We start from the raw sequence: 20172 nt of genomic DNA, 5'->3' as shown, positions 1-20172 counted from the left end.
CGGTGTTGTTAGTTCCTTACTTTGCGGATGTACGCGCTTGTAAAGTCAGAATACCCGTCTGATGTCGATCTCAAATGCGCTCGGGTCCATCTGTGCAGCGCGGGTAGCTGATGGAAGGGGACATTCGGAAAGGCGTGGTGCTCGGCGTGGTAGGGCATGTTCCAGGCCAGAAAGCGGATCAGGCGGTTGGTGAAGGTGGTGCGGGAATTCTCGAGCATATTTGCGACCGGCGGGCAGAGTCCGTGTTCGGCCAGAAGGTACAGCCTTAGAAAGGGCTGGCCGACCAGAACGGGGAGCAGCCACAGCCACCACAGCACGGGTGATATAAACAGGCTGACAAGCGCTAGGGCGTAGAGGCCCAGTAGCACCCGCGCCTCCAGCCGCATGGCTTTGTGCTGACGCGCCGGTAGATAGGGCGCGTTGATCCGGCCACGGGCATTTTGCACCAGAACCTGCGCCATGCCGCGCCAATAGGGCCAGCCGCTGAGGTAAATCAGCAGGCTGGACCAATTGTCGGGCTTGGGTTTGCCGCCCAGTTCGGGATCATTCTCGGGGTGGTTGGTCCATTTGTGATGGGCCAGGTGAAAATACCGAAACCAGACAAAGGGCAGGGCAATCGGAATCGCCACCAGATGGCCAATGGCCTCGTTCAGCCAAGGGGATTTGAACGGCGTCTTGTGCGTGCATTCATGGCTGAGGGTAAAGAGGAACACCAACATGATACCCTGAGGCAGGATCAGCAAAGGCCAGAATGGCACCTGAGCGATGATACCAATACTGGTGGCAGTCAATGCCAGCACATAGAGCGCCAGATGCCGCAGCCCGGCTTTGTCGGACCGCTCTTGCAGTTTGTCTTTGGCCTCGGCTGGAATGGACGTGATGAGGGCGCGGTGATCCATGGCCTAACCCTTTGGTATATCGAAACCCGGTGCGGCCAGTTCAAAGCCATTGAACTCGAACCCCGGAGAAACCGTGCAGCTGACCAGCGTATAGGCTCCGGTACTGCGTGCGGCCTGCCAATGACCCTTGGGGACGATGAGTTGCGGCGCGCCTTTGGTCAGGTCGGGGGACAGCATATGATCTGTGGCAGGCCCCGCATCCGAGGCGCTGAGCGACAGGATCAGTGGATCACCGGCGTGGTACAGCCAGATCTCGGTCGCATCGACTCGGTGCCAGTGGCTGCGCTCTCCTTCGGCCAGAAGGAAGTAGATGCAGGTACCGCTGGCGCGGCCTGCGTTGTCGGCGCGCCATGTCTCGCGGAACCAACCCCCTTCGGGGTGCTGTTGCAGGTTCAGGTGGTCGATAATCTCTTGTGCGGTCATGGGGCCCTCGGGGTGTTTGGAGCGATTATGCACGGGATTGCGTGATCCGCTATGGTATTCGCGTGGATGAGGAATATCTTTGGCACATGACCCTGACGATCCCGTTTGACAACAGCTACGCCCGCCTTCCCAACAGCTTCTACGCCCGGCAGGCCCCAGTGCCTGTGCGCGCGCCGCAATTGATCGCCTTTAACACCGATCTGGCGAAGGTCCTGCGGATCACACCGGGTGAGGTGCAGGACATGGCCGAGGCTTTTGCCGGCAATACGCTCCCCGAGGGGGCCGAACCCATCGCGCAGCTTTATTCAGGGCATCAATTCGGCAACTACAATCCCCAGTTGGGGGACGGGCGCGCGGTTTTGCTGGGTGAGACCGTCGGAACAGACGGTCTGCGCCGGGATATTCAGTTGAAAGGGTCTGGCCCCACGCCCTTTAGCCGTCAGGGGGACGGGCGCGCTTGGTCGGGGCCTGTGTTGCGCGAATACGTGGTGTCCGAGGCGATGCACGCGCTGGGCATCCCCACGACGCGGGCTTTGGCTGCTGTCGAGACGGGCGAGGTTGTTTTCCGCGAAGAACCCATGCCGGGCGCGGTTCTGACCCGCGTCGCACGTAGCCATCTGCGCGTGGGGACGTTTCAGGTCTTTGCCGGGCGAGGGCAGTTGGACAGCCTGCGCCGCCTGACTGAATATGCCATCGAACGCCACTATCCGCAGGCTGCGGGTCCTATGGGTCTGTTGCGCGCCGTGGCGCAGGCGCAATCTGAACTGATTGCCGGGTGGATGAGCGTGGGTTTCATCCATGGTGTAATGAATACCGACAATTGCTCGATCGCCGGCGAGACCATCGACTACGGCCCCTGCGCCTTCATGGACAGCTATCATCCGAACACGGTCTACAGCTCGATCGACCGGAAGGGACGCTATGCCTATTCGAACCAACCGGGCATCGCGGTGTGGAATTTGGCGCAACTGGCGACGGCCCTGATCCAGCAGATGGACGACAAAGAGGCCGCTGTGGAAGAAGCGACCGAGATCGTTCACGCCATGCCCGATTTGCTGGAACAGCACTGGCTGACGCGGTTTCGGGCCAAGATCGGGCTTGTGACCGAGGAGGACGGGGATCGGCAACTGGTTTCGGACCTTTTGGCGCGAATGGCGCAGAACCAGGCTGACTTTACAAATACCTTCCGCGCGCTGGGCGGTGATACTGCGCGCGATCAGTTCACAGACCCGCAGGCCTTTGATCAATGGGCCGATGCTTGGAAGGCGCGGCTGCAGCGGGAAAACGATCCACGTGCCACCATGATGTCGGCGAACCCGGTTTTCATCCCGCGCAATCACCGTGTCGAGCAGATGATACAAGCCGCTTTACGGGGCGATTATGCCCCGTTCCACCGTTTGAATGACGTGCTGTCGCGCCCTTATGAGGACCAGCCTGAAGCGATCGACCTGACGCGCCTGCCTTCGGAAGGTGAAGTGGTTCACGCCACGTTTTGCGGCACCTGACGACGGCCTAGGATCTCGAATTCTAAACAGGCCTCGGAATGTTCGAGGGGCAATGTGGGAGAGATCAGGCCGCTATCAGCCAGCATGACAGTTTCACGCTTAAGCTGGATTTCCCGCCCGCCTTCGGATTTGACATAGGTGCCTGATGTGCTGCGATCCGACAGGATCAGCCTGCCGTCTTTCATGGTGATCACCATATGCAGACGGGACACCCAAGGCTGGCTGAGCACCACGTCGCATCCCGGCGATCGACCAACCGTCAGCTCGCCATTGTCGGGGCAGCTCCAGCTTTGGCCCTCGTGTCGCAGGACCAGCGTCAGATGCTCGGGTGCGGCAAGATTGTCTTCGGTGCGGCCATAGGATTGGGGCAGGCGGGTTTGGGTGAAGGAATTTGCCGTAGGGCTGATCAGCGAATGCGCCGCGAATTGTTCGGTCAAACCCTTGAGGTTGAGCTGACCCAGCGGGGTCAGCATCTGGCGCGCGCCGTTGTGCAGCAACGCGGCGGCTTCGTCACTGACGCAGGCCTCGCCGGGATTGGCCACAGAGGCAAGACGGGCGGTTACGTTCACGGCCTCGCCATAGACACCCTTTTCCGCAATGACGATCGGCCCACAGTGAACGCCGACATGGACCGACAGCGAGGTTTCCGGTGATCCTTCGATCAGGGTCAAAACGGCGTTGATTGCCGCATCCGCATCCTTAAAATAGCTAAGAACATCGTCCCCCTTCTGACCGACCTGCACCCCGCCATGCTCAAACAGGACGCGCCGCAGGCGATCCAGTTCCAACTGGATCAGCCTTTGTGCCTCGGCATCGCCCACGGCCTTGTACAAAGGCGTGCTGCCGGAAATATCAGCAATGACCAGGGTCGCGAAGGTGGTGCTCACGTGGGGTCCTCGGTTTGGGCAGGCGGTGTATGGACTGTTATGCCAAAGGGTATACAAGGCGAAAACCCTCTTGCACATCCGATCCTTTCGACACGCGCGGAAATTTACTGTTGCGCTGGGCGCAGGGCGTGGCACTGTTGTGGTCAGATATTTGATCCGAGCGCTATGACATCCACGCCAACGCTTCGCATTGCCAGCTACAACATCCAGAAATGCGTCGGGCTTGATTTCCGCCGCCAGCCGCAGCGCATCATGCAGGTCATCGACAATATGAAGGCCGATATCGTGGTGTTGCAGGAGGCCGACAAACGCCTGCCACCGCGCCCCGCAGCCCTGCCGCATTTCATGCTGGACGAGGCCGGATGGCAGATTGTCGATCTTGGTGGGGCAGGCAGTCTGGGCTGGCATGGAAATGCGGTGATCTGGAAGGGCGAGACGATCCAAGTGCGACAGACCGGACATCACGACCTTCCGGGGCTGGAGCCTCGGGGGGCGGTGCGGGTTGAATTCGACACCCCCATCGGGCCGCTGCGCGTGATGGGCATGCATCTGGGTCTGCTGCCCGCATCGCGCCGTCAGCAGATCACCCATATCCGCCGCTGTGACGTTGACCTGACGCAGATGCCCACGGTCTGGGCCGGGGACTTCAACGAATGGTCGCGTCAGCCGGTGCTGGACCATCTGGCGCCAGACATGCGGTTTCTTCCTCCGGTTCCCAGCTTTCCCGCAGCGCAGCCTTTGGGCGCGCTGGATCGCATCGCGCTGGGCGCAGGGCTTGAGGCAGTGGTGCACGGCGTTCACGATGCGCGACCTGCGCATATTGCCTCGGACCATTTGCCGATCTGGGCCGACCTGCGGCGCGTTGCCTAAGATACAATTCCCCTGTGGCGCAGAGTGCGCAGACGTATTAAGACAGAGAACCGAATACACCCCGAGGGTCACTCATGTCCGACACGATCATCGCCCGTTGCGAGGCCAAGGGCCTGCGCATGACAGGTCAGCGCCGCACCATCGCCCAGGTGCTGCAACAAAGCGAGGATCACCCGGATGTAGAAGAACTGTATGCCCGCGCTTCAAAGGTCGATGCGGGGATTTCTATCGCGACGGTCTATCGCACTGTGAAGCTGTTCGAAGAAGCCGGGATTCTCGAGCGTCTGGAATTCGGTGATGGCCGCGCGCGCTATGAGGATGCCGAACGGGACCATCACGACCATCTGATCGACATGCAATCGGGGCAGGTCATTGAATTCGTCGACCCCGAGATCGAGGCTTTGCAGGAAAAGATCGCGGCCAAGCTGGGCTATAAGCTGAAAGGCCACCGGCTGGAACTCTATGGTGTTCCGCTGGAACAGGACTGATTCATCACGAATCGCGAACGGTGACCGCACGCGAATTCATGTATTCCATGCGGATAGGACTTGCCTGACCAAGCCGCGTTCGATTTCTGTGATCGGGCGAACAGCGCTCCTCTGACGGATCGGATTATGAACAACGTAAACGGCATCTTGCTGGTCGTCGGCGCAATGGCGGCTTTTGCGCTTGAGGATATGTTCATCAAGCACCTGTCGGCCTCGGTGCCGACCGGTCAGATCATGATTTTGCTGGGCGCTGTGTGCGGCCTGATCTTTGCGGTGATGACCGTCGTAACGCGCAAGCGCATCTTTGATCGGGCTGCGTGGCGCCCCTTGCCACTTGTCCGTGCAGTCAGCGAAGGGGTCGGTGCGATTGCCTTCGTGACTGCGCTGGCCTTAGTTGATCTGTCCACAGTCGCCGCCGTTTTCCAGGCATTGCCGCTTGCCGTAACTGTCGGCGCGGCGCTGTTTCTGGGTGAGCAGGTCGGCTGGCGTAGGTGGAGTGCGGTCTGCGTCGGGTTTCTGGGCGTTTTGATGATCATCCGCCCCGGTCTGGCCGGGTTCCAGCCCGAGACCCTGTTGGTTGTGATCAGCGTTGTTTGTATCGCCGCCCGCGATCTGATTACGCGGCGACTGGACGCTGATATCGCCTCGTCCGTGGTAGCGATGCAGGCCTATGTCGCGGCGATCCTGGGTGGATTGGTGCTAATGGTGGTTCAAACACAATCGCTGGTGCCGATCGCAGGCCCGCAGATGGGGCCGTTGATTGGGGCCGTCCTGTTTAGTGTTTTGGGCTACTACGGCATCGTCACGGCGATGCGAGTGGGGGACGCCTCGGCGCTGACTCCGTTCCGCTATACGCGGCTGGTGTTTTCGATCACGGCGGGCATGATCATGTTCGGCGAACGCCCGGATCTGATGACCATTGCGGGGGCTTCGTTGATCCTGGGATCGGGTCTTTACACTTTCCTGCGGGAACGTCGTTTGGCGCGGGTCATGGTGGCTGCGGCTTGACGGATCGTCGCAGGTTTGCGCAAACACCTGCTGCGCAATGTGTTAGCGTTAACATGAGTGGTTTACTTTTTGCCCGGTGATGGTATGAGGCGTGCAACGGATTGCAGCCACAGGGACGGGCCTCATGAGCACGATTATCGACATCCACGCACGCGAAATTCTGGACAGCCGGGGCAACCCGACGGTCGAGGTGGACGTGATCCTGGAAGATGGCACCATGGGCCGCGCGGCTGTGCCCTCGGGCGCGTCCACAGGGGCCTATGAGGCGGTGGAAAAGCGCGACGGTGACAAGGCGCGCTATATGGGCAAGGGCGTGCTGGAAGCGGTCGCTGCCGTGAACGGCGAGATTGCCGAGGAACTGGTGGGTTTCGACGCGACTGAACAGGTCGCCATCGACCAGGCGATGATCGAATTGGACGGGACCGAGAATAAAGGTCGTCTGGGCGCAAACGCTATTCTGGGTGTCTCGCTAGCGGCGGCCAAGGCGGCGGCCGATTTCACCACCCAGCCTTTGTACCGCTATGTCGGCGGCACCTCGGCCCGCGTTCTGCCAGTGCCGATGATGAACATCATCAATGGCGGCGAACATGCCGACAACCCTATCGACATTCAGGAATTCATGATCATGCCGACCTCGGCCGCGAATATCCGCGAGGCGGTGCGCATGGGGTCCGAGGTGTTCCACACCCTGAAGAAAGAACTGTCCGCCGCAGGTCTGGCCACCGGCGTCGGTGATGAGGGCGGCTTTGCCCCCAACATTGCCAACACGCGCGAGGCGCTGGATTTCATCCTGAAATCCATCGAAAAGGCTGGCTACAAACCGGGTGAAGAAATCCACCTGGCGTTGGATTGCGCCGCGACCGAATACTACAAAGACGGCAAATACGTGCTGGCGGGCGAGGGCACAACACTGACGTCCGAGGAAAACGCGGCCTATCTGGCGGCGCTGGTCAATGATTATCCGATCATCTCGATCGAAGACGGCATGTCCGAAGATGACTGGGACGGCTGGAAAGCTCTGACCGACGCCATCGGCAACGAGGTGCAATTGGTGGGTGACGACCTGTTCGTGACCAACCCTGAACGTCTGGCCGAAGGCATCGATCGCGGCTGTGCGAACTCGATGCTGGTCAAAGTGAACCAGATCGGTTCGCTGACCGAGACGCTGCGCGCTGTCGATATGGCCCACCGCGCGCGGTACACCAACGTGATGTCGCACCGTTCGGGCGAGACCGAGGACGCCACCATTGCAGATCTGGCGGTTGCGACCAATTGCGGTCAGATCAAAACCGGCAGCCTCGCGCGGTCGGACCGGCTAGCCAAATACAACCAGCTGATCCGCATCGAGGAATCGTTAGGTGAGGTCGCAGAATATGCGGGGGCTTCGATCCTCAAACGCTGATCGTACCAAAAAACGCAAATAGGCCCGGTCTTCGCTGGAAGGCCGGGCTTTTTCGTCTCTCGCCCTGAACTCGTGGGGAATCGGTTATGCGGATTGTCCGATCCGCACCCTTTATGCGCGTTGAAAACCTCGTGCTGTCGCCTGAAAAGTGTGCGCAGGTTACGTTAGGTAAAGAATCTTCAATTTTTCGAAAAATTTTTGTCCAACGTTTGCAGGTAGTTGCCAACATTGTGGCAACATAAAGGCAATTTTGTGTGAACTTTTCCCTATTTGGGCGAGCCCGCCAAACCCTAACCTGAGGTCACTACTCGAAAGGAGAATACCATGACTGGTTCCAAATTCCTTCTTGCGGCAACAGTGATTAGTACTGTTTTTCTGGCGGCCTGCTCGGCACCAGGTGTTTACCCGGTTTCAGGGCAGTCAGTTTCGGCAACCGACCCCGTCAAAGACATGGATTCGCCCATCTATATGTATAGCGGCGAGTTGCGCTAACGTGCTGTCGCTGGGGGGCTGACAAAAGACTGCTATCAGAGCTTCTTGCTCATCAATACATAGCGATCGCGCGGTTTGAAGCCGGTGCGCAGATATAGCTTCTGCGCGGTTTCATTGGTGCGGTCGACCTCAAGGTGCAGGGCGGTCAGCCCGGCACTGGCAAGGGCTTTGGGCAGGTCCAGCAGCACCTCGGTGGCGATGCCGCGACCCCGCACGGCGGGGCGGATGTAAATCTCGTCGATAAAGGCGTCCATTCCGCCGAACTCGACAGACCACCCAAAGGTCAAAACCGCGTATCCAAGCGGTGCACGCGCCGGACCGATCAAATATACGCAGCCATGGGGAATACCGTCCAGCAGCGGTGCCAGCGCGTTGCGCCGGTGATCAGCGTCCTGATCGATGCCCGCTTCGGCGTGAAAGGCGGCGACAAGAGTCATCAGACGGCCCAGATCCTCAGGCCGGGCGAGTTTAAGTGCAGCACTCATAGTCGAGCCAGCCGTTCGGTTAGCAGATCGAAGAACCCTTGTGCATCGACGCTGCCCATGAACATGGCGTTTGCCGGGCGATCTGTGACGCGCCACCAATCGGCAACGGTCATGCCCAGTGTCAGCTCGGACTGGGTCTCGATCTCGACATTGATGTGACGGCCCGAGAACAGCTCAGGCCGGATCAGATAGGCGGTGACGCAGGGATCGTGCAGGGGTGCGCCCTCCGATCCGTATTTTTCCTTGTCGAACCGTTCGAAGAAATCAGTCATCTCGGCGACTGCGTGTCCGACCTTGCTGTCCAGCGCGCGGAATGCGTCGTTGCGGTGTGGCGTGACCAGCGCGTCATGGGTCACGTCCAGTGGCATGACAACGATGTGCGCGCCGGATTTGAACACGATATCAGCGGCTTCAGGGTCGACATAGATATTGAATTCCGCTGCCGGAGTGATGTTGCCGACCTCAAAGTACGCCCCACCCATCAGCACGATTTCCTGTACCCGGTCAACGATATCGGGGGCCTTGGTGAAAGCCGTCGCAATATTGGTGAGCGGCCCCAGAGGGCATAGAGTCACCGTGCCCGGCTCATGCGCGCGCAGGGTGTCGATGATGAAATCGACCGCGTGCCCTTGGGCCAACGGCATTTGCGGATCGGGCAGAACGGGACCGTCCAGTCCGGTTTTGCCGTGCACATGTTCTGCTGTGACCAAAGGGCGGTTCAGCGGCCGATCACAGCCTGCATAAACCGGCACGTCCGTGTGGCCGGCCAGTTCGCAGACGATGCGCGCGTTCTTGGCGGTTAGCTCCAGCGGCACGTTCCCTGCGACGGCTGTTACGCCCAGCAAGTCGATTTCATCCGGGCTGGCCAGCGCCAACAGGATGGCAACGGCGTCGTCCTGACCGGGGTCGGTGTCGATAATGATTTTGCGCGGCATGGGTGTCTCCGGGGGTCGTGAAGGGCGGACACTCGCAAGTGTCAAAGCACTTGTCCAGCGGTTTCAGACCCCCGTGGCGACATCCACCGGCGGGAGTTTGCCATTGGCGCGATGCTCCTCGGTTTTCACCTCGTCCCACAGCGCGTCCATCTCAGCCAGATCGCTTTGGCTGGGTGTTTTACCGCGTTCGGCCAGACGGGATTCGACCTGTTCAAACCGGCGGGTGAACTTGGCATTGGTGCGGCGCAGGGCGGCTTCGGGCTCGATCCCCAGATGACGGCCCAGATTGACGATCACAAACAGCAGATCGCCGAATTCGTCTTCGAGTGCATCGGCATCCATGCTGTCGCGGGCCTCTTCCAGTTCGGCGGCCTCTTCGGTGATCTTGGCTAGAACATGGCTGGCGTCGGGCCAGTCGAACCCCACGCGCGCGGCGCGTTTTTGCAGCTTGTGCGCGCGCAGCAGGGCAGGCAGGTTCGCGGCCACACCGTCTAGCGCGCCTTTCTGTTCCTTACCTGCACGTTCCGCTGCCTTGATCGTTTCCCAATCCAGCGTCTGCTGTTCGGCAGACTTGTCGCGGGATTCGTCACCGAACACATGTGGGTGACGCGCAACCATCTTGTCGGACATGGTGCGGACCACGTCTTGAAAGGTGAAATGCCCAGCTTCTTCAGCCATTTGTGCGTGAAAGACCGATTGGAACAGCAGGTCGCCCAACTCTCCCTTCAGCTCGTCATAAGCCTCGCGTTCGATAGCATCAGCGACCTCATAGGCTTCTTCGATCGTGTATGGGGCGATGGTCGCAAAATCCTGCTCGATATCCCACGGACAGCCAGTCTGCGGGTCGCGCAGGCGGCGCATGATCTCCAGCAGACGTTCGATGCCTGCGTCTTTATCGTGGATCAGAGGATTTTCGGCCATTGCGAACCCTTTCGTTCCGGTGTCAGATGCATCCATTCCGCAGACCGCAACAGGAGTCCACCCCAGATGCCCGTCGTCAACCGAATTGCCGATTATACCGCCGATATGACCGCGTGGCGGCAGCACCTGCATACGATCCCTGAACTGAAATTCGAATGCCATGAAACGGCAGCTTTCGTGGCCGAGCGTCTGCGTGAATTCGGTGTGGACGAGATTCACGAGGGGATCGCGACCACCGGCATCGTCGCCATTATCAACGGGCAGGGCGAAGGGCCGACCATCGGTCTGCGCGCTGATATGGATGCGCTGCCGATCCCAGAGGAAACCGGGGTGGACTATGCCTCGACCAAGCCGGGGAATATGCACGCCTGCGGTCACGACGGACATACAACGATGCTGCTGGGCGCAGCGCGCTATCTGGCCGAGACGCGAAATTTTGCGGGCCGCGTGGCGCTGATCTTTCAACCCGCAGAAGAGGATGGCGGCGGCGCGGGCGTCATGGTCGAAGAAGGCATCATGGAGCGGTTCGACATCTCTCAGGTCTACGCCCTGCACAATGCCCCGGGCGTGCCCGAGGGGATGTTTCAGACCAATACCGGTCCGATCATGGCTGCGGTGGACACGTTTGAAGTTCATATTCAAGGTGTCGGCGGCCACGGGGCGATGCCGCATGAAACCCGCGATCCTGTGATGGCAGCTTGCGGGATTGCGCAGGCGATTCAGACCATTGTCAGTCGCAACAACTATGCGCTGGACGATCTGGTGGTCTCGGTCACTCAGATCCATACCGGTTCGGTGAACAACGTGATCCCTGATACTGCCTATATCAACGGTACCGTGCGCACCTTTGATCCGAGTGTACAGAAGATGGTGATGGATCGAATGGCGCAGATCGTGCAGGGTCAGGCGCAGTCTTACGGGGTGGAAGCTCGGCTGGATTATGAGGTCAATTACCCCGCCACGATCAACGACGCCGCCAAGGCTGAATTCGCCGCCGATGTGGCGCGCGATATCTCGGGGGATGAGCGCGTGCTGACCGAGGTTCCGCCGATGATGGGGGCCGAGGATTTCTCATTCATGCTACAATCGCGCCCCGGTGCCTATCTGTTTGTGGGGCAGGGTGATGGCGCCGGGCTGCACCATCCGAAATACAACTTCAACGATGAGATCGCGCCCATCGGGGCATCCTTCTTTGCGCGGATCGTCGAAAAGGCACAGCCACTGGGCTGATAAGGGAAAGACATGGGACTGGAAGACGCAAAAACTCAGGTGGATGAGGCATTCACCAACCCCGACCTCAAGGGGCTGTCGTTCGAGAATACCTTTGGTGGAGCGACGTCGTTTCTGCGGCGGCTATACACCAAGGACCTGAAAGGGGTGGACATCGCCGTGACCGGCGTTCCGTTCGATCAGGCGGTGACGAACCGCCCCGGCACCAGGCTGGGCCCGCGCGCAATCCGCGAGGCCAGCGCGCTGCAATCGCCCGACGCGCCCTATGGCTGGCCCTTTGATGCACTCAGCGAGTTGGCCATCGTAGACTATGGCGACATGGCCTATGACTATGCCAATATCCCAGCCTTTCCCGACACGCTGACGGATCATATCCGCACCATTCTTGCCGCCGATGTGGCCTCGGTCACTTTGGGCGGGGATCACTATATCAGTTTCCCGATCCTGAAAGCCTATGCCGAGAAATACGGGCCCATGTCGCTGCTGCAATTCGATGCGCATACGGACACATGGGCCGATGACGATATGACCCGCGTGGATCACGGGACGATGTTTTACAAGGCGGTAAAGTCGGGGATCGTGGACCCCAAGCGATCCGTTCAGGTGGGCATCCGCACCACCAACGAGGACACGCTGGGCGTCAACATCATCGACGCGCGTGAGGTCTACGAATCCGGCCCCGCTGCCGTGGCGCAAAAGATCAAAGAGATCATGAGCGATAGCCCCGTTTACCTGAGCTTCGACATCGACGGTTTGGACCCGGCATTTGCGCCCGGCACCGGTACACCAGTCTGGGGTGGTCTGAGTTCTATTCAGGCGCAGATCATCTTGCGTGACATTGCCGGGATCAACATCAAGGGCGGCGATGTAGTCGAGGTCTCTCCGCCTTTTGATACCTCGGGCGCGACGGCGATCGCCGGTGCCCATGTGGCAACGCAGATTATTTGTCTTTTGGGATGGAACAAACTGCAGCCTTAACCATTGGTTAGCCATCTTTCCGGTATCACCTTAGCCAAAAGGTCGGAAGGGAGAGATACGGGCATGACACAGTTTAACCAACCCCTCAGCGGCAATGATCTGGCGCGGTTTTCGGGGCCGAACACGTTCATGCGCCTTCCGCAGGCGGAGTCTCTGGCGGGGCTGGATGTGGCCGTGCTGGGCATTCCGATGGATATCGGCACCTCGTGGCGGTCGGGCACGCGGTTCGGGCCAAAACAGATCCGCGCCGAAAGTGCGATGATACGGCCCTGTAACATGGCCAGTTTTGCCGCGCCCTTTGACAGCCTTCAAATCGCCGATATTGGCGATCTTGCGATCAACACGTTTTCACTGGCAGAAAGCCTGAAGATCATCAAGGAAAGCTATGACGCCATTCTGGCGCAGGGGGTGACGCCAGTTGCGATGGGCGGCGATCATTCGATCACCCTGCCAATCCTGCGGGCGATCGCGGCCAAGCACGGGCCTGTGGCGCTGGTGCATGTGGATGCGCACGCCGACGTGAATGACGAGATGTTTGGCGAGCGTGAAACCCATGGCACCGTCTTTCGCCGCGCCTATGAAGAGGGCCTGATCGTCCCCGACAAGACCTTTCAGATCGGCATTCGCGGCTCGGGCTATGCGGCGTCAGATTTCACCCAGGCCAAGGGCTGGGGTTTCAAGCAATTCCCCGCGTGGGAGTTGTGGCAGCAGAACCTGACGGTAATCGGCGCGCAAATTCGCAATGAGATCGGAGAGCATCCGACCTATATCACCTATGATATCGACAGCCTTGATCCGGCCTTTGCGCCCGGCACCGGTACGCCTGAGATCGCCGGATTGACCACGCCGCAAGCTCTGCAATTGCTTCAAGCTTTGAGTGGGGTGAACGTGTTGGGCTGCGATCTGGTCGAGGTGTCTCCGCCCTATGACCCTGCGGGGACGACGGCGCTGACCGCGGCAAACCTGCTTTTCGAACTGCTATGCATCCTGCCTAGCGTGACGTCACGGTAAGGGGGCGCTTGGTGCCTTGCCGGGCGCTAAGAACCAAATAGGTTCTGCGGAAACACGAGGTTCAGGATGAAGAAGATGGTCGTTTGGGTGCTAGTCGGGGCTGTTGTGGCTTTGTGGGTTTATATCCGTCTCGCACCCTCTGACCCTGCCCAATGGCATATGCCGCTGACTGCAACGGCGGATACGGATATGCAAGGCGGCGTCATTCGCATCGTTGAAACCGGGCCGGAAGGTCTTGCCCGACTGGACGACATCGCGCAGGCCACGCCGCGCACTACCGTGCTGGCCGGGTCAGTGGATGAGGGGATGATCACCTACATTACCCGCAGCAAAGTGATCGGCTTTCCCGACTACACCACGGTCCAGCAAGACGGCGATACCCTACGCATCCATGCACGCCTGCGCTTTGGGCGATCAGATTTTGGGGTAAACCGAGACCGAGTTGACGAGTGGCTTGCTGCGCTCCAACCCTGAGGACAAACACCCCTCGGACACCTCGCGCCACATTGGCACGTTCAGCGACATCTGACACTGTGCCATGAACATGCGGCCATCGACCTGCAAGCAGATCATCTCACCCAAATCCACGCGTGCACCTGATTTGTCTGTGCAATAGCAGTCGCGCACCTTGCCGTCCGGCCCGACGTAATCCGCCATGGCAGGCACCGCAAACAGCGATAAAACGAAAACCAACCCCTTCATGTCGGCTATCTTAGCACAAGCACGGCTCTTGACCAAAGCGGCATATTAGGGGACACCGCCCAGATGATCCCCGAAGAACGCCTTGAGCAGATAACCCAGCGATTCCAATACCTCGAAGCGGCCATGTCCGATGGTGCCTCGGGTGGAGATATTGCGGCCTTGGCCAAGGAGTATTCGGATCTCAAGCCCGTGGTTGATCAGATCATGGCCTGGCGGCAGCTGCGGGCCGATTTGGCCGAGGCCGAGGCAATGCTGGCCGACCCCGACATGAAGGAACTGGCCGAAGAGGAAATTCCTGATCTTCAGGCCCGTATCCCGCAAGCAGAACATGCGCTGCAATTGGCGCTGTTGCCCCGAGACGAGGCCGACGCACGCCCAGCGATGCTGGAAATCCGACCGGGCACGGGTGGGGACGAGGCCGCATTGTTCGCAGGCGATCTGTTGCGCATGTATCAGCGTTACGCCGAGGCGCGCGGCTGGCGGTTTGAGATCATCGAAGAACAGGCCTCCGATCTGGGTGGCATCAAAGAGGTGGTGGCCCATATCAAGGGCGAGAACGTCTTTGCCCGGATGAAGTACGAATCCGGCGTGCACCGGGTGCAGCGCGTGCCCGAAACCGAAAGCGGGGGGCGGATTCATACCTCGGCAGCCACCGTGGCCGTTTTGCCCGAGGCTGAGGATGTGGACATTCAGGTCGACGCCAATGACATCCGTATCGACACCATGCGCAGCTCGGGCGCGGGGGGACAGCATGTGAACACTACCGACTCGGCGGTGCGCATTACCCACCTTCCGACCGGGCTGGTTGTGACCAGTTCCGAGAAATCCCAACACCGCAACCGCGAGATTGCTATGCAGGTGCTGAAAACGCGCCTCTATGACTTGGAGCGCCAGCGGATCGACAGTGAACGCTCAGCCGATCGGGCCAGTCAGGTGGGGTCCGGGGACCGCTCTGAGCGGATCAGGACCTATAACTTCCCGCAGGGCCGCATGACGGATCACCGCATCAACCTGACGCTTTATAAGTTGGATCAGGTGATGCAGGGCGACTTGGACGAAATCATCGACGCGCTCACCGCTGACGATCAGGCACGTTTGCTGGCCGAGATGGCACAATGAACGGGCCGCAGACAGCGGCTATGGCGATGGTTGCCGCGACGGCTCGGCTGCGCGCGGCGGGCGTCGATGACCCGGCGCGCGATGCACGTGTTCTGCTTGCCCATGCCGCCCGGATCGAGGCCAGCCGTGTCACCTTGATTGCGCCAGAGGAATTGGCTCCGGAAATCGCCGAACGCTATGATCAACTGATCGCGCTGCGGGCCATTCGTGTCCCGGTGTCGCATCTGCTGGGCGAGCGTGAGTTCTATGGCCGTAGGTTCCGGGTCAGTCGCGATGTGCTGGACCCGCGTCCCGAGACAGAGACCCTGATCGAAGCCGCCTTGAGCGAGCCGTTCGATCACGTTATGGACTTGGGCACAGGTTCGGGCTGTATTCTGATCACTTTGCTGGCTGAACGCACCAGCGCGTCGGGCGTTGGCGTTGATCTGAGTGAATCGGCCTGCCTGCAAACCAGTGCGAATGCCGTGCAGCATCAGGTACAAGACCGGGTGGAGGTTCTTCAATCCGATTGGTTTGGAAACATTGAGGGTGAATTCGATCTTATTGTCTCGAATCCCCCGTATATTTCGCTGTCCGAAATGGAGGCGCTGTCCCCGGAAGTGCGCGAGCATGAACCGCGCATGGCTCTGACCGACGAAGGGGATGGGCTTGGGGCGTATAGACGCATCGCCGCCGGTGTGCCTGATTTTCTATTACCGGGCGGGCGGTTGCTGGTGGAAATTGGCCCGACGCAGGGCGCTGCCGTGGCGGCGCTTTTTGATGCGGCAGGTTTGTCTGAGACGCGCGTTATTCCTGATCTGGATGGGCGTGACCGCGTCGTTTTCGCCAGAATGCCGCAATGACGACACGTTCTGAGGCCGATTTCTGCCGATTGATGTAAAAAAGCAGCGAAAAATGGGACAAACCCCTTGTCTGAACCTGCCGGACATGTTTACTCAGGAATAGTCAGCGAGGTTGACGCCGTTACAGCGCGCCCCTGACGCCAAGCCCAAAAAGTCGACATCGCGTCACAGCTAAAGCCTTTGAGCAGTGTACGTCGCGAGGTGATCGACATCGTAAGACAAGGCTGACGAAAGTAGATGAGATCTTCCAAATCCCGCTCGCGGGCCAAGAATAACCGCAATCGTCCTTCTGGCGGCAACGTTGTAAACCGGGTCTTTGACAGCTCGGGGCCGGAAGGCAAAGTGCGAGGCACGCCCCAGCAGATCATTGACAAGTACAACCAGCTTGCCCGCGATGCGCAGCTGTCCAATGACCGTGTGGCCGCCGAGAATTTCCAGCAACATGCCGAGCATTACCTGCGCCTGCTGAGCGAAGCCCAACGCGAGATGGAAGCCCGCCGCGAAGAGCAAGAGCGTCAGAACCGCGAACGCCAGGCCGAACGTGACCGCGAGCGCGCCGAGCGTCAGGAACGTGAAGCCGCCCGTCAAGCCGACCCGGCAGAGGCTCCGCAGCCTGATGTGATGGGGTTCGCGCCCGAAGATGCGGCACCTGAATCCGGTCTGGTGGAGACACCCGAAAGCAAAGGCGGCGACGCCGCACCTGAGAAGAAAGAAAAACCGGCACGCAAGCCACGTGCGCGCAAGCCCAAGGCCGCCCCCGCTGCGGAAGAACCCGCTGCCGACAAGGGAGACGCCCCGGAGGCGGCTGAGTAATCGGTTTGAATAGCAAAGTTAGGCCTCGGGTTTCGACCCGAGGTTTTTTTGTTTCTTAGGGCTGCTTCACTGCACGAGCCAGAGCGCAGAAGGCTTCCAACGGGACCTGTTCGGCCCTTTCGGTGGGTTCTATGCCAGCAGCGCGCAACCTGTCTTCGATATCGGGGGCGACGCCTTTCAACGAGGCGCGCAGCATTTTGCGCCGCTGGTTGAAGGCTGCCGCGACAACGCGGGACAGGGTGGCTGCATCTGCCGGAAAACGAGGCTCGGGCAGGGCGGTCAGGTGGACCACCGCGCTGGAAACTTTTGGGGGTGGCGTAAAGGCACCCGGCGGCAGGGACATGGCGATCCTTGCCTCGGCCCGCCATTGAGCAAGGATGGCAAGGCGGCCATAGGCTTTGCTGCCGGGTTGGGCGACGATCCGCTCGGCCACTTCGCGTTGGAACATTAGGGTCAGGCTTTGCCAGAACGGGGGCCATTCTGGCGGGGTCAGCCAGCGCACCAGCAATTCGGTGCCCACATTGTAGGGCAGGTTCGCGGCAATGCGAATGGGGGGCGTCAGGTGGGCGAGCGGATTGATTTCAAGCGCATCGCCGTTAATGACCTCAAGCCTGCCCGGATAGGCGGCTGCGATCTCGTTGAGGGCGGTGATGCAGCGGGTGTCTTTTTCGACGGCGACGACTTTTCGGGCGCCTTCGGACAGAAGCCCACGGGTCAGGCCGCCGGGACCGGGGCCGATTTCCAGCACGTCGCATGTAGTCAGATCACCGGCCTGACGGGCGATCTTGGCAGTTAGGTTCAGATCCAGCAGAAAATTCTGGCCCAGAGATTTGCGGGCCGAAAGCTGGTGTGCGGCGATGACGTCGCGCAGTGGGGGAAGTGTGTCGATGGCGCTCATGATCCGGTTACCGTGGCGCGGGTTGAGGCGGTGCGCCAGTTTTTTTGCCTCCGGCGGGGATATTTTCAGCCAGGTGAAGGGTCAAGTGCTTTGCGCCATGCGTTGGGCAAGCTTCAGGGCCTCGATCAGGCTGGAGGGGTTGGCGATGCCTTGCCCGGCGATGTCCATGGCGGTGCCGTGGTCGGGTGAGGTGCGGATGAAGGGTAGTCCCAGTGTCACGTTCACGCCGCGGTCGAAGTCCAGCGTCTTGATCGGGATCAGCGCTTGGTCGTGATACATCGCGATAGCTGCGTCATAGCGGGTGCGGGCGGCGGCGTGAAACATGGTGTCGGCCGGGTGGGGGCCGGTGACCGTGTAGTCATAGGTAGGCAGCCTTTCGATAAGGGGGCCGATCCAGTCCAGTTCCTCATGCCCCATTTTGCCGCCTTCGCCTGCGTGAGGGTTGAGGCCCGCGATGGCGATGCGAGGGTTCGGGATACCGAATTGGGTGCGTAGGCCATGCGCGGTGATCTCGATCGTGTCTTGCAGGAGGTCAGGGGTCAGTTCCGCCGGGACGCGGGACAGCGGAATGTGGATCGTTGCGGGCACCACACGAAGCTGGTCGCTGGCCAGCATCATCACCACCCGTTTGCAACCAGAAAGCGCCGCCAGAAACTCGGTATGGCCGGGATAGGCGAAACCGGCGCCGTCGATCAGAGCCTTTTTGTGGATCGGTGCCGTGCACAGCGCAGAGGCCGCACCGGATTGGACCAGGGATACGCCAAACTCGATTGCATCAATGACACCTGGCGCGTTGGCGGAGGCAGGGCGGCCGGGAAGAGCGGATTCGGGAAAGTCGAGCTGTAGGACGGGCAGGGCCGTGGTGCTAAGTTTCATTGCCTCGGCCGGATCCGAAATTTTTGCGGTCGGGGTCCCGCCCGGCAAATGCGCTGCGTCTCCGATGAAGAAGAACGGGCAGGTGTCGCGCAGCTCGGCCCAAGCTTTTGCTGCGATTTCCGGGCCGATACCGGCCGGGTCACCGCAGCTTAGCGCGATAGGGGCTGTCATTGCTCGACGATCGTGGCGTCGGCGCGCAGCTGCTCCAGAAGGCTTTCGGAAAAGGCTTGCAGGCGCTGCTGCGTCAGGGCGTTGGCGACGTCTGCCCGCGATGTTTCTTCTCCACGGTCCAGTGTGCGCGTGCACAGCATCAGGAAGCGCAGTGTCTGACCATTGTTGCTGGTCAGGGTGGTGGATACCTCGTTGAGGTCCAGCTTGGCCAGTTCCAGCGCTATATCGCGCGGAATCTCGGCTGGTGCGGCCTCAATCCGTTCCAGAACTTCTGGGGGCTGATCCTGTGCGATACCGTAGAGATCGTCGCAGGTATCGACCTCTTCACGTAATTCGGCTGCGCGCGCGAGGGTTGCCGGGCTGCGTCCGCCTGGCAGATTGTAGATTGCGTAATCGACCTTGGAGTACTGTGGCGCGGCTGTTGCGCTTTCCCGGATGCCCCGCATCTGAAACAGTGCGACGGCGTTGGACAGGGATATGGGTTGGGTGATGTCACCGGTCTTCAACCCAAGAATAACCGGCTGCAAAGCGGGCGGAAGCTCGGTCAGGTTCAACCAGTCCAATTGACCGCCATTGGTGCGGGTGCCAGCGGCCGAATATTGCGTTGCCGCCGCTGAAAAGGCATCGAACCCTTCAACCAGAGCGATTTCGTCGGCCAACAATTGCACTTGCGGCAGAGTCTGCGGTGTCACGGGGATGATGATTTCGGAGAGCAAAACCTGAAGGCCGCCGCTGCCCGATTGGCCCAGGGCACGGTTAATCTCATCCTCGGTCGGGCGCGCTTGCGAGATAAACCGGGCGCTGATGAAATCACGCCACGAGAGTTGGTCGGCGATAAAATCACGTACGGTTTCACGTGATACCCCGGCATCAGCAAGGAGTTGCAGGAATTCATCGCTGGAAAGCTGGCCGCGTGCTGCGAACTCGTCAATGCCCAGTTGAACGGCCTCGGGGTTGGCCGAGATTCCGGCCTGACGCATGACCTGTCGGCGTAGACGGTCATCAATTAGGGCCTGGCGGACTTCTTCGTCTGATGCGCCCGGCGCGCCCAGAACGGTCAGGAATTGCTGGCGTTGATCCAGTTCGTACCAGGTAACGATATCCTGATTGACCTTGATTGCAGGCGAGAACAGGCTTTGGGCCTGCGTTTGCGGAGCGACGAAAGCAAGGACAAGCGCGGTCAAAACCGGAGCAACCGGTTTAAGCCAACCGGAACG

Annotated in this window: 23 protein-coding genes; 13 read left to right on the top strand and 10 right to left on the bottom strand. The window is 60.1% G+C overall.

What is annotated here, in order from left to right:
• Positions 1–8 precede the first annotated feature (8 nt).
• Together ACR3E7_RS06555 and ACR3E7_RS06550 are read right to left on the bottom strand one after the other, a co-directional pair.
• Complete coding sequence (locus ACR3E7_RS06555) at positions 9–899, bottom strand: fatty acid desaturase (RefSeq protein ID WP_480502504.1); 891 nt, start codon at positions 897–899, stop codon at positions 9–11.
• A gap of 3 nt (positions 900–902) precedes the next feature.
• Entirely contained in the window at positions 903–1322 is a 420-nt protein-coding gene (locus tag ACR3E7_RS06550) for a cupin domain-containing protein (RefSeq protein WP_480502503.1), read from the bottom strand.
• An 86-nt stretch (positions 1323–1408) separates the two neighbouring features.
• Here ACR3E7_RS06550 and ACR3E7_RS06545 point away from each other — a divergent pair, with 86 nt between their 5' ends.
• Positions 1409–2827, top strand: a complete 1419-nt coding sequence (locus ACR3E7_RS06545; RefSeq protein WP_480502883.1) for a protein adenylyltransferase SelO — start codon at positions 1409–1411, stop codon at positions 2825–2827.
• On the opposite strand, the gene ACR3E7_RS06540 is transcribed toward ACR3E7_RS06545, so the two are convergent.
• The gene (locus ACR3E7_RS06540; protein ID WP_170774468.1) at positions 2803–3714 is read right to left on the bottom strand and encodes an FHA domain-containing protein; all 912 of its coding nucleotides are present in this window, start codon (positions 3712–3714) and stop codon (positions 2803–2805) included. The genes ACR3E7_RS06545 and ACR3E7_RS06540 overlap by 25 nt on opposite strands.
• A 165-nt stretch (positions 3715–3879) precedes the next feature.
• Here ACR3E7_RS06540 and ACR3E7_RS06535 point away from each other — a divergent pair, with 165 nt between their 5' ends.
• The 5 genes from ACR3E7_RS06535 (at position 3880) to ACR3E7_RS06515 (ending at position 7974) form a co-directional block, all read left to right on the top strand.
• Positions 3880–4584 (top strand): endonuclease/exonuclease/phosphatase family protein, encoded by a 705-nt coding sequence (locus ACR3E7_RS06535; RefSeq protein ID WP_170788728.1) that lies wholly within the window; start codon positions 3880–3882, stop codon positions 4582–4584.
• A 74-nt stretch (positions 4585–4658) separates the two neighbouring features.
• Positions 4659–5072: a Fur family transcriptional regulator gene (locus ACR3E7_RS06530; protein WP_480502502.1), complete on the top strand. Its 414-nt coding sequence runs from the start codon at positions 4659–4661 to the stop codon at positions 5070–5072.
• A 126-nt stretch (positions 5073–5198) separates the two neighbouring features.
• Positions 5199–6080 (top strand): DMT family transporter, encoded by an 882-nt coding sequence (locus ACR3E7_RS06525; protein WP_480502501.1) that lies wholly within the window; start codon positions 5199–5201, stop codon positions 6078–6080.
• Positions 6081–6204: 124 nt separating this feature from the next.
• Complete coding sequence (eno, locus tag ACR3E7_RS06520) at positions 6205–7482, top strand: phosphopyruvate hydratase (protein ID WP_480502500.1); 1278 nt, start codon at positions 6205–6207, stop codon at positions 7480–7482.
• 324 nt (positions 7483–7806) lie between these two features.
• On the top strand, positions 7807–7974 hold the full coding sequence (locus ACR3E7_RS06515) for a hypothetical protein (protein ID WP_170788725.1): 168 nt from the start codon (positions 7807–7809) through the stop codon (positions 7972–7974).
• Between the two features lie 35 nt (positions 7975–8009).
• Here ACR3E7_RS06515 and ACR3E7_RS06510 read toward each other — a convergent pair whose 3' ends face one another.
• The 3 genes from ACR3E7_RS06510 to mazG form a co-directional block, all read right to left on the bottom strand.
• A complete protein-coding gene (locus ACR3E7_RS06510; RefSeq protein ID WP_170788724.1) occupies positions 8010–8459 on the bottom strand; it encodes a GNAT family N-acetyltransferase in 450 nt (149 codons plus the stop codon).
• Positions 8456–9394, bottom strand: coding sequence for a nucleoside hydrolase (locus ACR3E7_RS06505; RefSeq protein ID WP_170774454.1), 939 nt, complete (start codon positions 9392–9394; stop codon positions 8456–8458). The genes ACR3E7_RS06510 and ACR3E7_RS06505 overlap by 4 nt, the downstream gene beginning before the upstream one ends.
• A 63-nt stretch (positions 9395–9457) precedes the next feature.
• Positions 9458–10315 (bottom strand): nucleoside triphosphate pyrophosphohydrolase, encoded by an 858-nt coding sequence (gene mazG, locus ACR3E7_RS06500; protein WP_170774452.1) that lies wholly within the window; start codon positions 10313–10315, stop codon positions 9458–9460.
• A 66-nt stretch (positions 10316–10381) separates the two neighbouring features.
• Here mazG and ACR3E7_RS06495 point away from each other — a divergent pair, with 66 nt between their 5' ends.
• The 4 genes from ACR3E7_RS06495 to ACR3E7_RS06480 all read left to right on the top strand — a co-directional run bounded on the left by ACR3E7_RS06495 (position 10382) and on the right by ACR3E7_RS06480 (position 14008).
• A complete protein-coding gene (locus tag ACR3E7_RS06495) occupies positions 10382–11545 on the top strand; it encodes a M20 aminoacylase family protein (protein WP_480502499.1) in 1164 nt (387 codons plus the stop codon).
• Between the two features lie 12 nt (positions 11546–11557).
• Entirely contained in the window at positions 11558–12523 is a 966-nt protein-coding gene (speB, locus tag ACR3E7_RS06490; protein ID WP_480502498.1) for an agmatinase, read from the top strand.
• Between the two features lie 63 nt (positions 12524–12586).
• A complete protein-coding gene (gene speB / locus ACR3E7_RS06485) occupies positions 12587–13534 on the top strand; it encodes an agmatinase (protein ID WP_480502497.1) in 948 nt (315 codons plus the stop codon).
• A 66-nt stretch (positions 13535–13600) separates the two neighbouring features.
• Entirely contained in the window at positions 13601–14008 is a 408-nt protein-coding gene (locus ACR3E7_RS06480) for a DUF1499 domain-containing protein (protein WP_170782538.1), read from the top strand.
• On the opposite strand, the gene ACR3E7_RS06475 is transcribed toward ACR3E7_RS06480, so the two are convergent.
• On the bottom strand, positions 13949–14236 hold the full coding sequence (locus ACR3E7_RS06475) for a hypothetical protein (RefSeq protein WP_480502496.1): 288 nt from the start codon (positions 14234–14236) through the stop codon (positions 13949–13951). The two genes, ACR3E7_RS06480 and ACR3E7_RS06475, sit on opposite strands and share 60 nt — an antisense overlap.
• A 63-nt stretch (positions 14237–14299) precedes the next feature.
• On the opposite strand from ACR3E7_RS06475, the gene prfA reads away from it, so the two are divergent.
• The 3 genes from prfA (at position 14300) to ACR3E7_RS06460 (ending at position 17010) form a co-directional block, all read left to right on the top strand.
• Entirely contained in the window at positions 14300–15355 is a 1056-nt protein-coding gene (gene prfA / locus ACR3E7_RS06470; RefSeq protein ID WP_170782537.1) for a peptide chain release factor 1, read from the top strand.
• Positions 15352–16197, top strand: coding sequence for a peptide chain release factor N(5)-glutamine methyltransferase (gene prmC / locus ACR3E7_RS06465; protein ID WP_480502495.1), 846 nt, complete (start codon positions 15352–15354; stop codon positions 16195–16197). The genes prfA and prmC overlap by 4 nt, the downstream gene beginning before the upstream one ends.
• Before the next feature lie 237 nt (positions 16198–16434).
• Positions 16435–17010, top strand: coding sequence for a DUF4167 domain-containing protein (locus tag ACR3E7_RS06460; protein WP_170774436.1), 576 nt, complete (start codon positions 16435–16437; stop codon positions 17008–17010).
• A gap of 55 nt (positions 17011–17065) precedes the next feature.
• On the opposite strand, the gene rsmA is transcribed toward ACR3E7_RS06460, so the two are convergent.
• The 3 genes from rsmA to ACR3E7_RS06445 all read right to left on the bottom strand — a co-directional run bounded on the left by rsmA (position 17066) and on the right by ACR3E7_RS06445 (position 20139).
• On the bottom strand, positions 17066–17908 hold the full coding sequence (rsmA, locus tag ACR3E7_RS06455) for a 16S rRNA (adenine(1518)-N(6)/adenine(1519)-N(6))-dimethyltransferase RsmA (protein WP_480502494.1): 843 nt from the start codon (positions 17906–17908) through the stop codon (positions 17066–17068).
• Between the two features lie 81 nt (positions 17909–17989).
• Positions 17990–18955, bottom strand: coding sequence for a 4-hydroxythreonine-4-phosphate dehydrogenase PdxA (gene pdxA, locus ACR3E7_RS06450; RefSeq protein WP_170788716.1), 966 nt, complete (start codon positions 18953–18955; stop codon positions 17990–17992).
• A complete protein-coding gene (locus tag ACR3E7_RS06445) occupies positions 18952–20139 on the bottom strand; it encodes a peptidylprolyl isomerase (protein WP_480502493.1) in 1188 nt (395 codons plus the stop codon). The genes pdxA and ACR3E7_RS06445 overlap by 4 nt, the downstream gene beginning before the upstream one ends.
• Positions 20140–20172: the final 33 nt, after the last annotated feature.

It is taken from the genome of Ruegeria sp. BK1 (genome assembly GCF_056535645.1).
Note: the sequence above shows the minus strand (reverse complement) of the source record. Positions and strands in the feature narration are given on the sequence as shown.

Bases quoted from the DNA above. Each gene is read 5' to 3' on its own strand.
- ACR3E7_RS06505 (WP_170774454.1), bottom strand. From the start codon at position 9,394: ATGCCGCGCAAAATCATTATCGACACCGACCCCGGTCAGGACGACGCC.
- ACR3E7_RS06545 (WP_480502883.1), top strand. From the start codon at position 1,409: ATGACCCTGACGATCCCGTTTGACAACAGCTACGCCCGCCTTCCCAAC.
- ACR3E7_RS06515 (WP_170788725.1), top strand. From the start codon at position 7,807: ATGACTGGTTCCAAATTCCTTCTTGCGGCAACAGTGATTAGTACTGTT.
- ACR3E7_RS06480 (WP_170782538.1), top strand. From the start codon at position 13,601: ATGAAGAAGATGGTCGTTTGGGTGCTAGTCGGGGCTGTTGTGGCTTTG.
- pdxA (WP_170788716.1), bottom strand. From the start codon at position 18,955: ATGACAGCCCCTATCGCGCTAAGCTGCGGTGACCCGGCCGGTATCGGC.
- ACR3E7_RS06510 (WP_170788724.1), bottom strand. From the start codon at position 8,459: ATGAGTGCTGCACTTAAACTCGCCCGGCCTGAGGATCTGGGCCGTCTG.
- ACR3E7_RS06530 (WP_480502502.1), top strand. From the start codon at position 4,659: ATGTCCGACACGATCATCGCCCGTTGCGAGGCCAAGGGCCTGCGCATG.
- ACR3E7_RS06525 (WP_480502501.1), top strand. From the start codon at position 5,199: ATGAACAACGTAAACGGCATCTTGCTGGTCGTCGGCGCAATGGCGGCT.
- ACR3E7_RS06535 (WP_170788728.1), top strand. From the start codon at position 3,880: ATGACATCCACGCCAACGCTTCGCATTGCCAGCTACAACATCCAGAAA.
- prmC (WP_480502495.1), top strand. From the start codon at position 15,352: ATGAACGGGCCGCAGACAGCGGCTATGGCGATGGTTGCCGCGACGGCT.
- prfA (WP_170782537.1), top strand. From the start codon at position 14,300: ATGATCCCCGAAGAACGCCTTGAGCAGATAACCCAGCGATTCCAATAC.
- ACR3E7_RS06475 (WP_480502496.1), bottom strand. From the start codon at position 14,236: ATGAAGGGGTTGGTTTTCGTTTTATCGCTGTTTGCGGTGCCTGCCATG.
- ACR3E7_RS06460 (WP_170774436.1), top strand. From the start codon at position 16,435: ATGAGATCTTCCAAATCCCGCTCGCGGGCCAAGAATAACCGCAATCGT.
- speB (WP_480502498.1), top strand. From the start codon at position 11,558: ATGGGACTGGAAGACGCAAAAACTCAGGTGGATGAGGCATTCACCAAC.
- ACR3E7_RS06495 (WP_480502499.1), top strand. From the start codon at position 10,382: ATGCCCGTCGTCAACCGAATTGCCGATTATACCGCCGATATGACCGCG.
- ACR3E7_RS06555 (WP_480502504.1), bottom strand. From the start codon at position 899: ATGGATCACCGCGCCCTCATCACGTCCATTCCAGCCGAGGCCAAAGAC.
- speB (WP_480502497.1), top strand. From the start codon at position 12,587: ATGACACAGTTTAACCAACCCCTCAGCGGCAATGATCTGGCGCGGTTT.
- rsmA (WP_480502494.1), bottom strand. From the start codon at position 17,908: ATGAGCGCCATCGACACACTTCCCCCACTGCGCGACGTCATCGCCGCA.
- ACR3E7_RS06550 (WP_480502503.1), bottom strand. From the start codon at position 1,322: ATGACCGCACAAGAGATTATCGACCACCTGAACCTGCAACAGCACCCC.
- mazG (WP_170774452.1), bottom strand. From the start codon at position 10,315: ATGGCCGAAAATCCTCTGATCCACGATAAAGACGCAGGCATCGAACGT.
- eno (WP_480502500.1), top strand. From the start codon at position 6,205: ATGAGCACGATTATCGACATCCACGCACGCGAAATTCTGGACAGCCGG.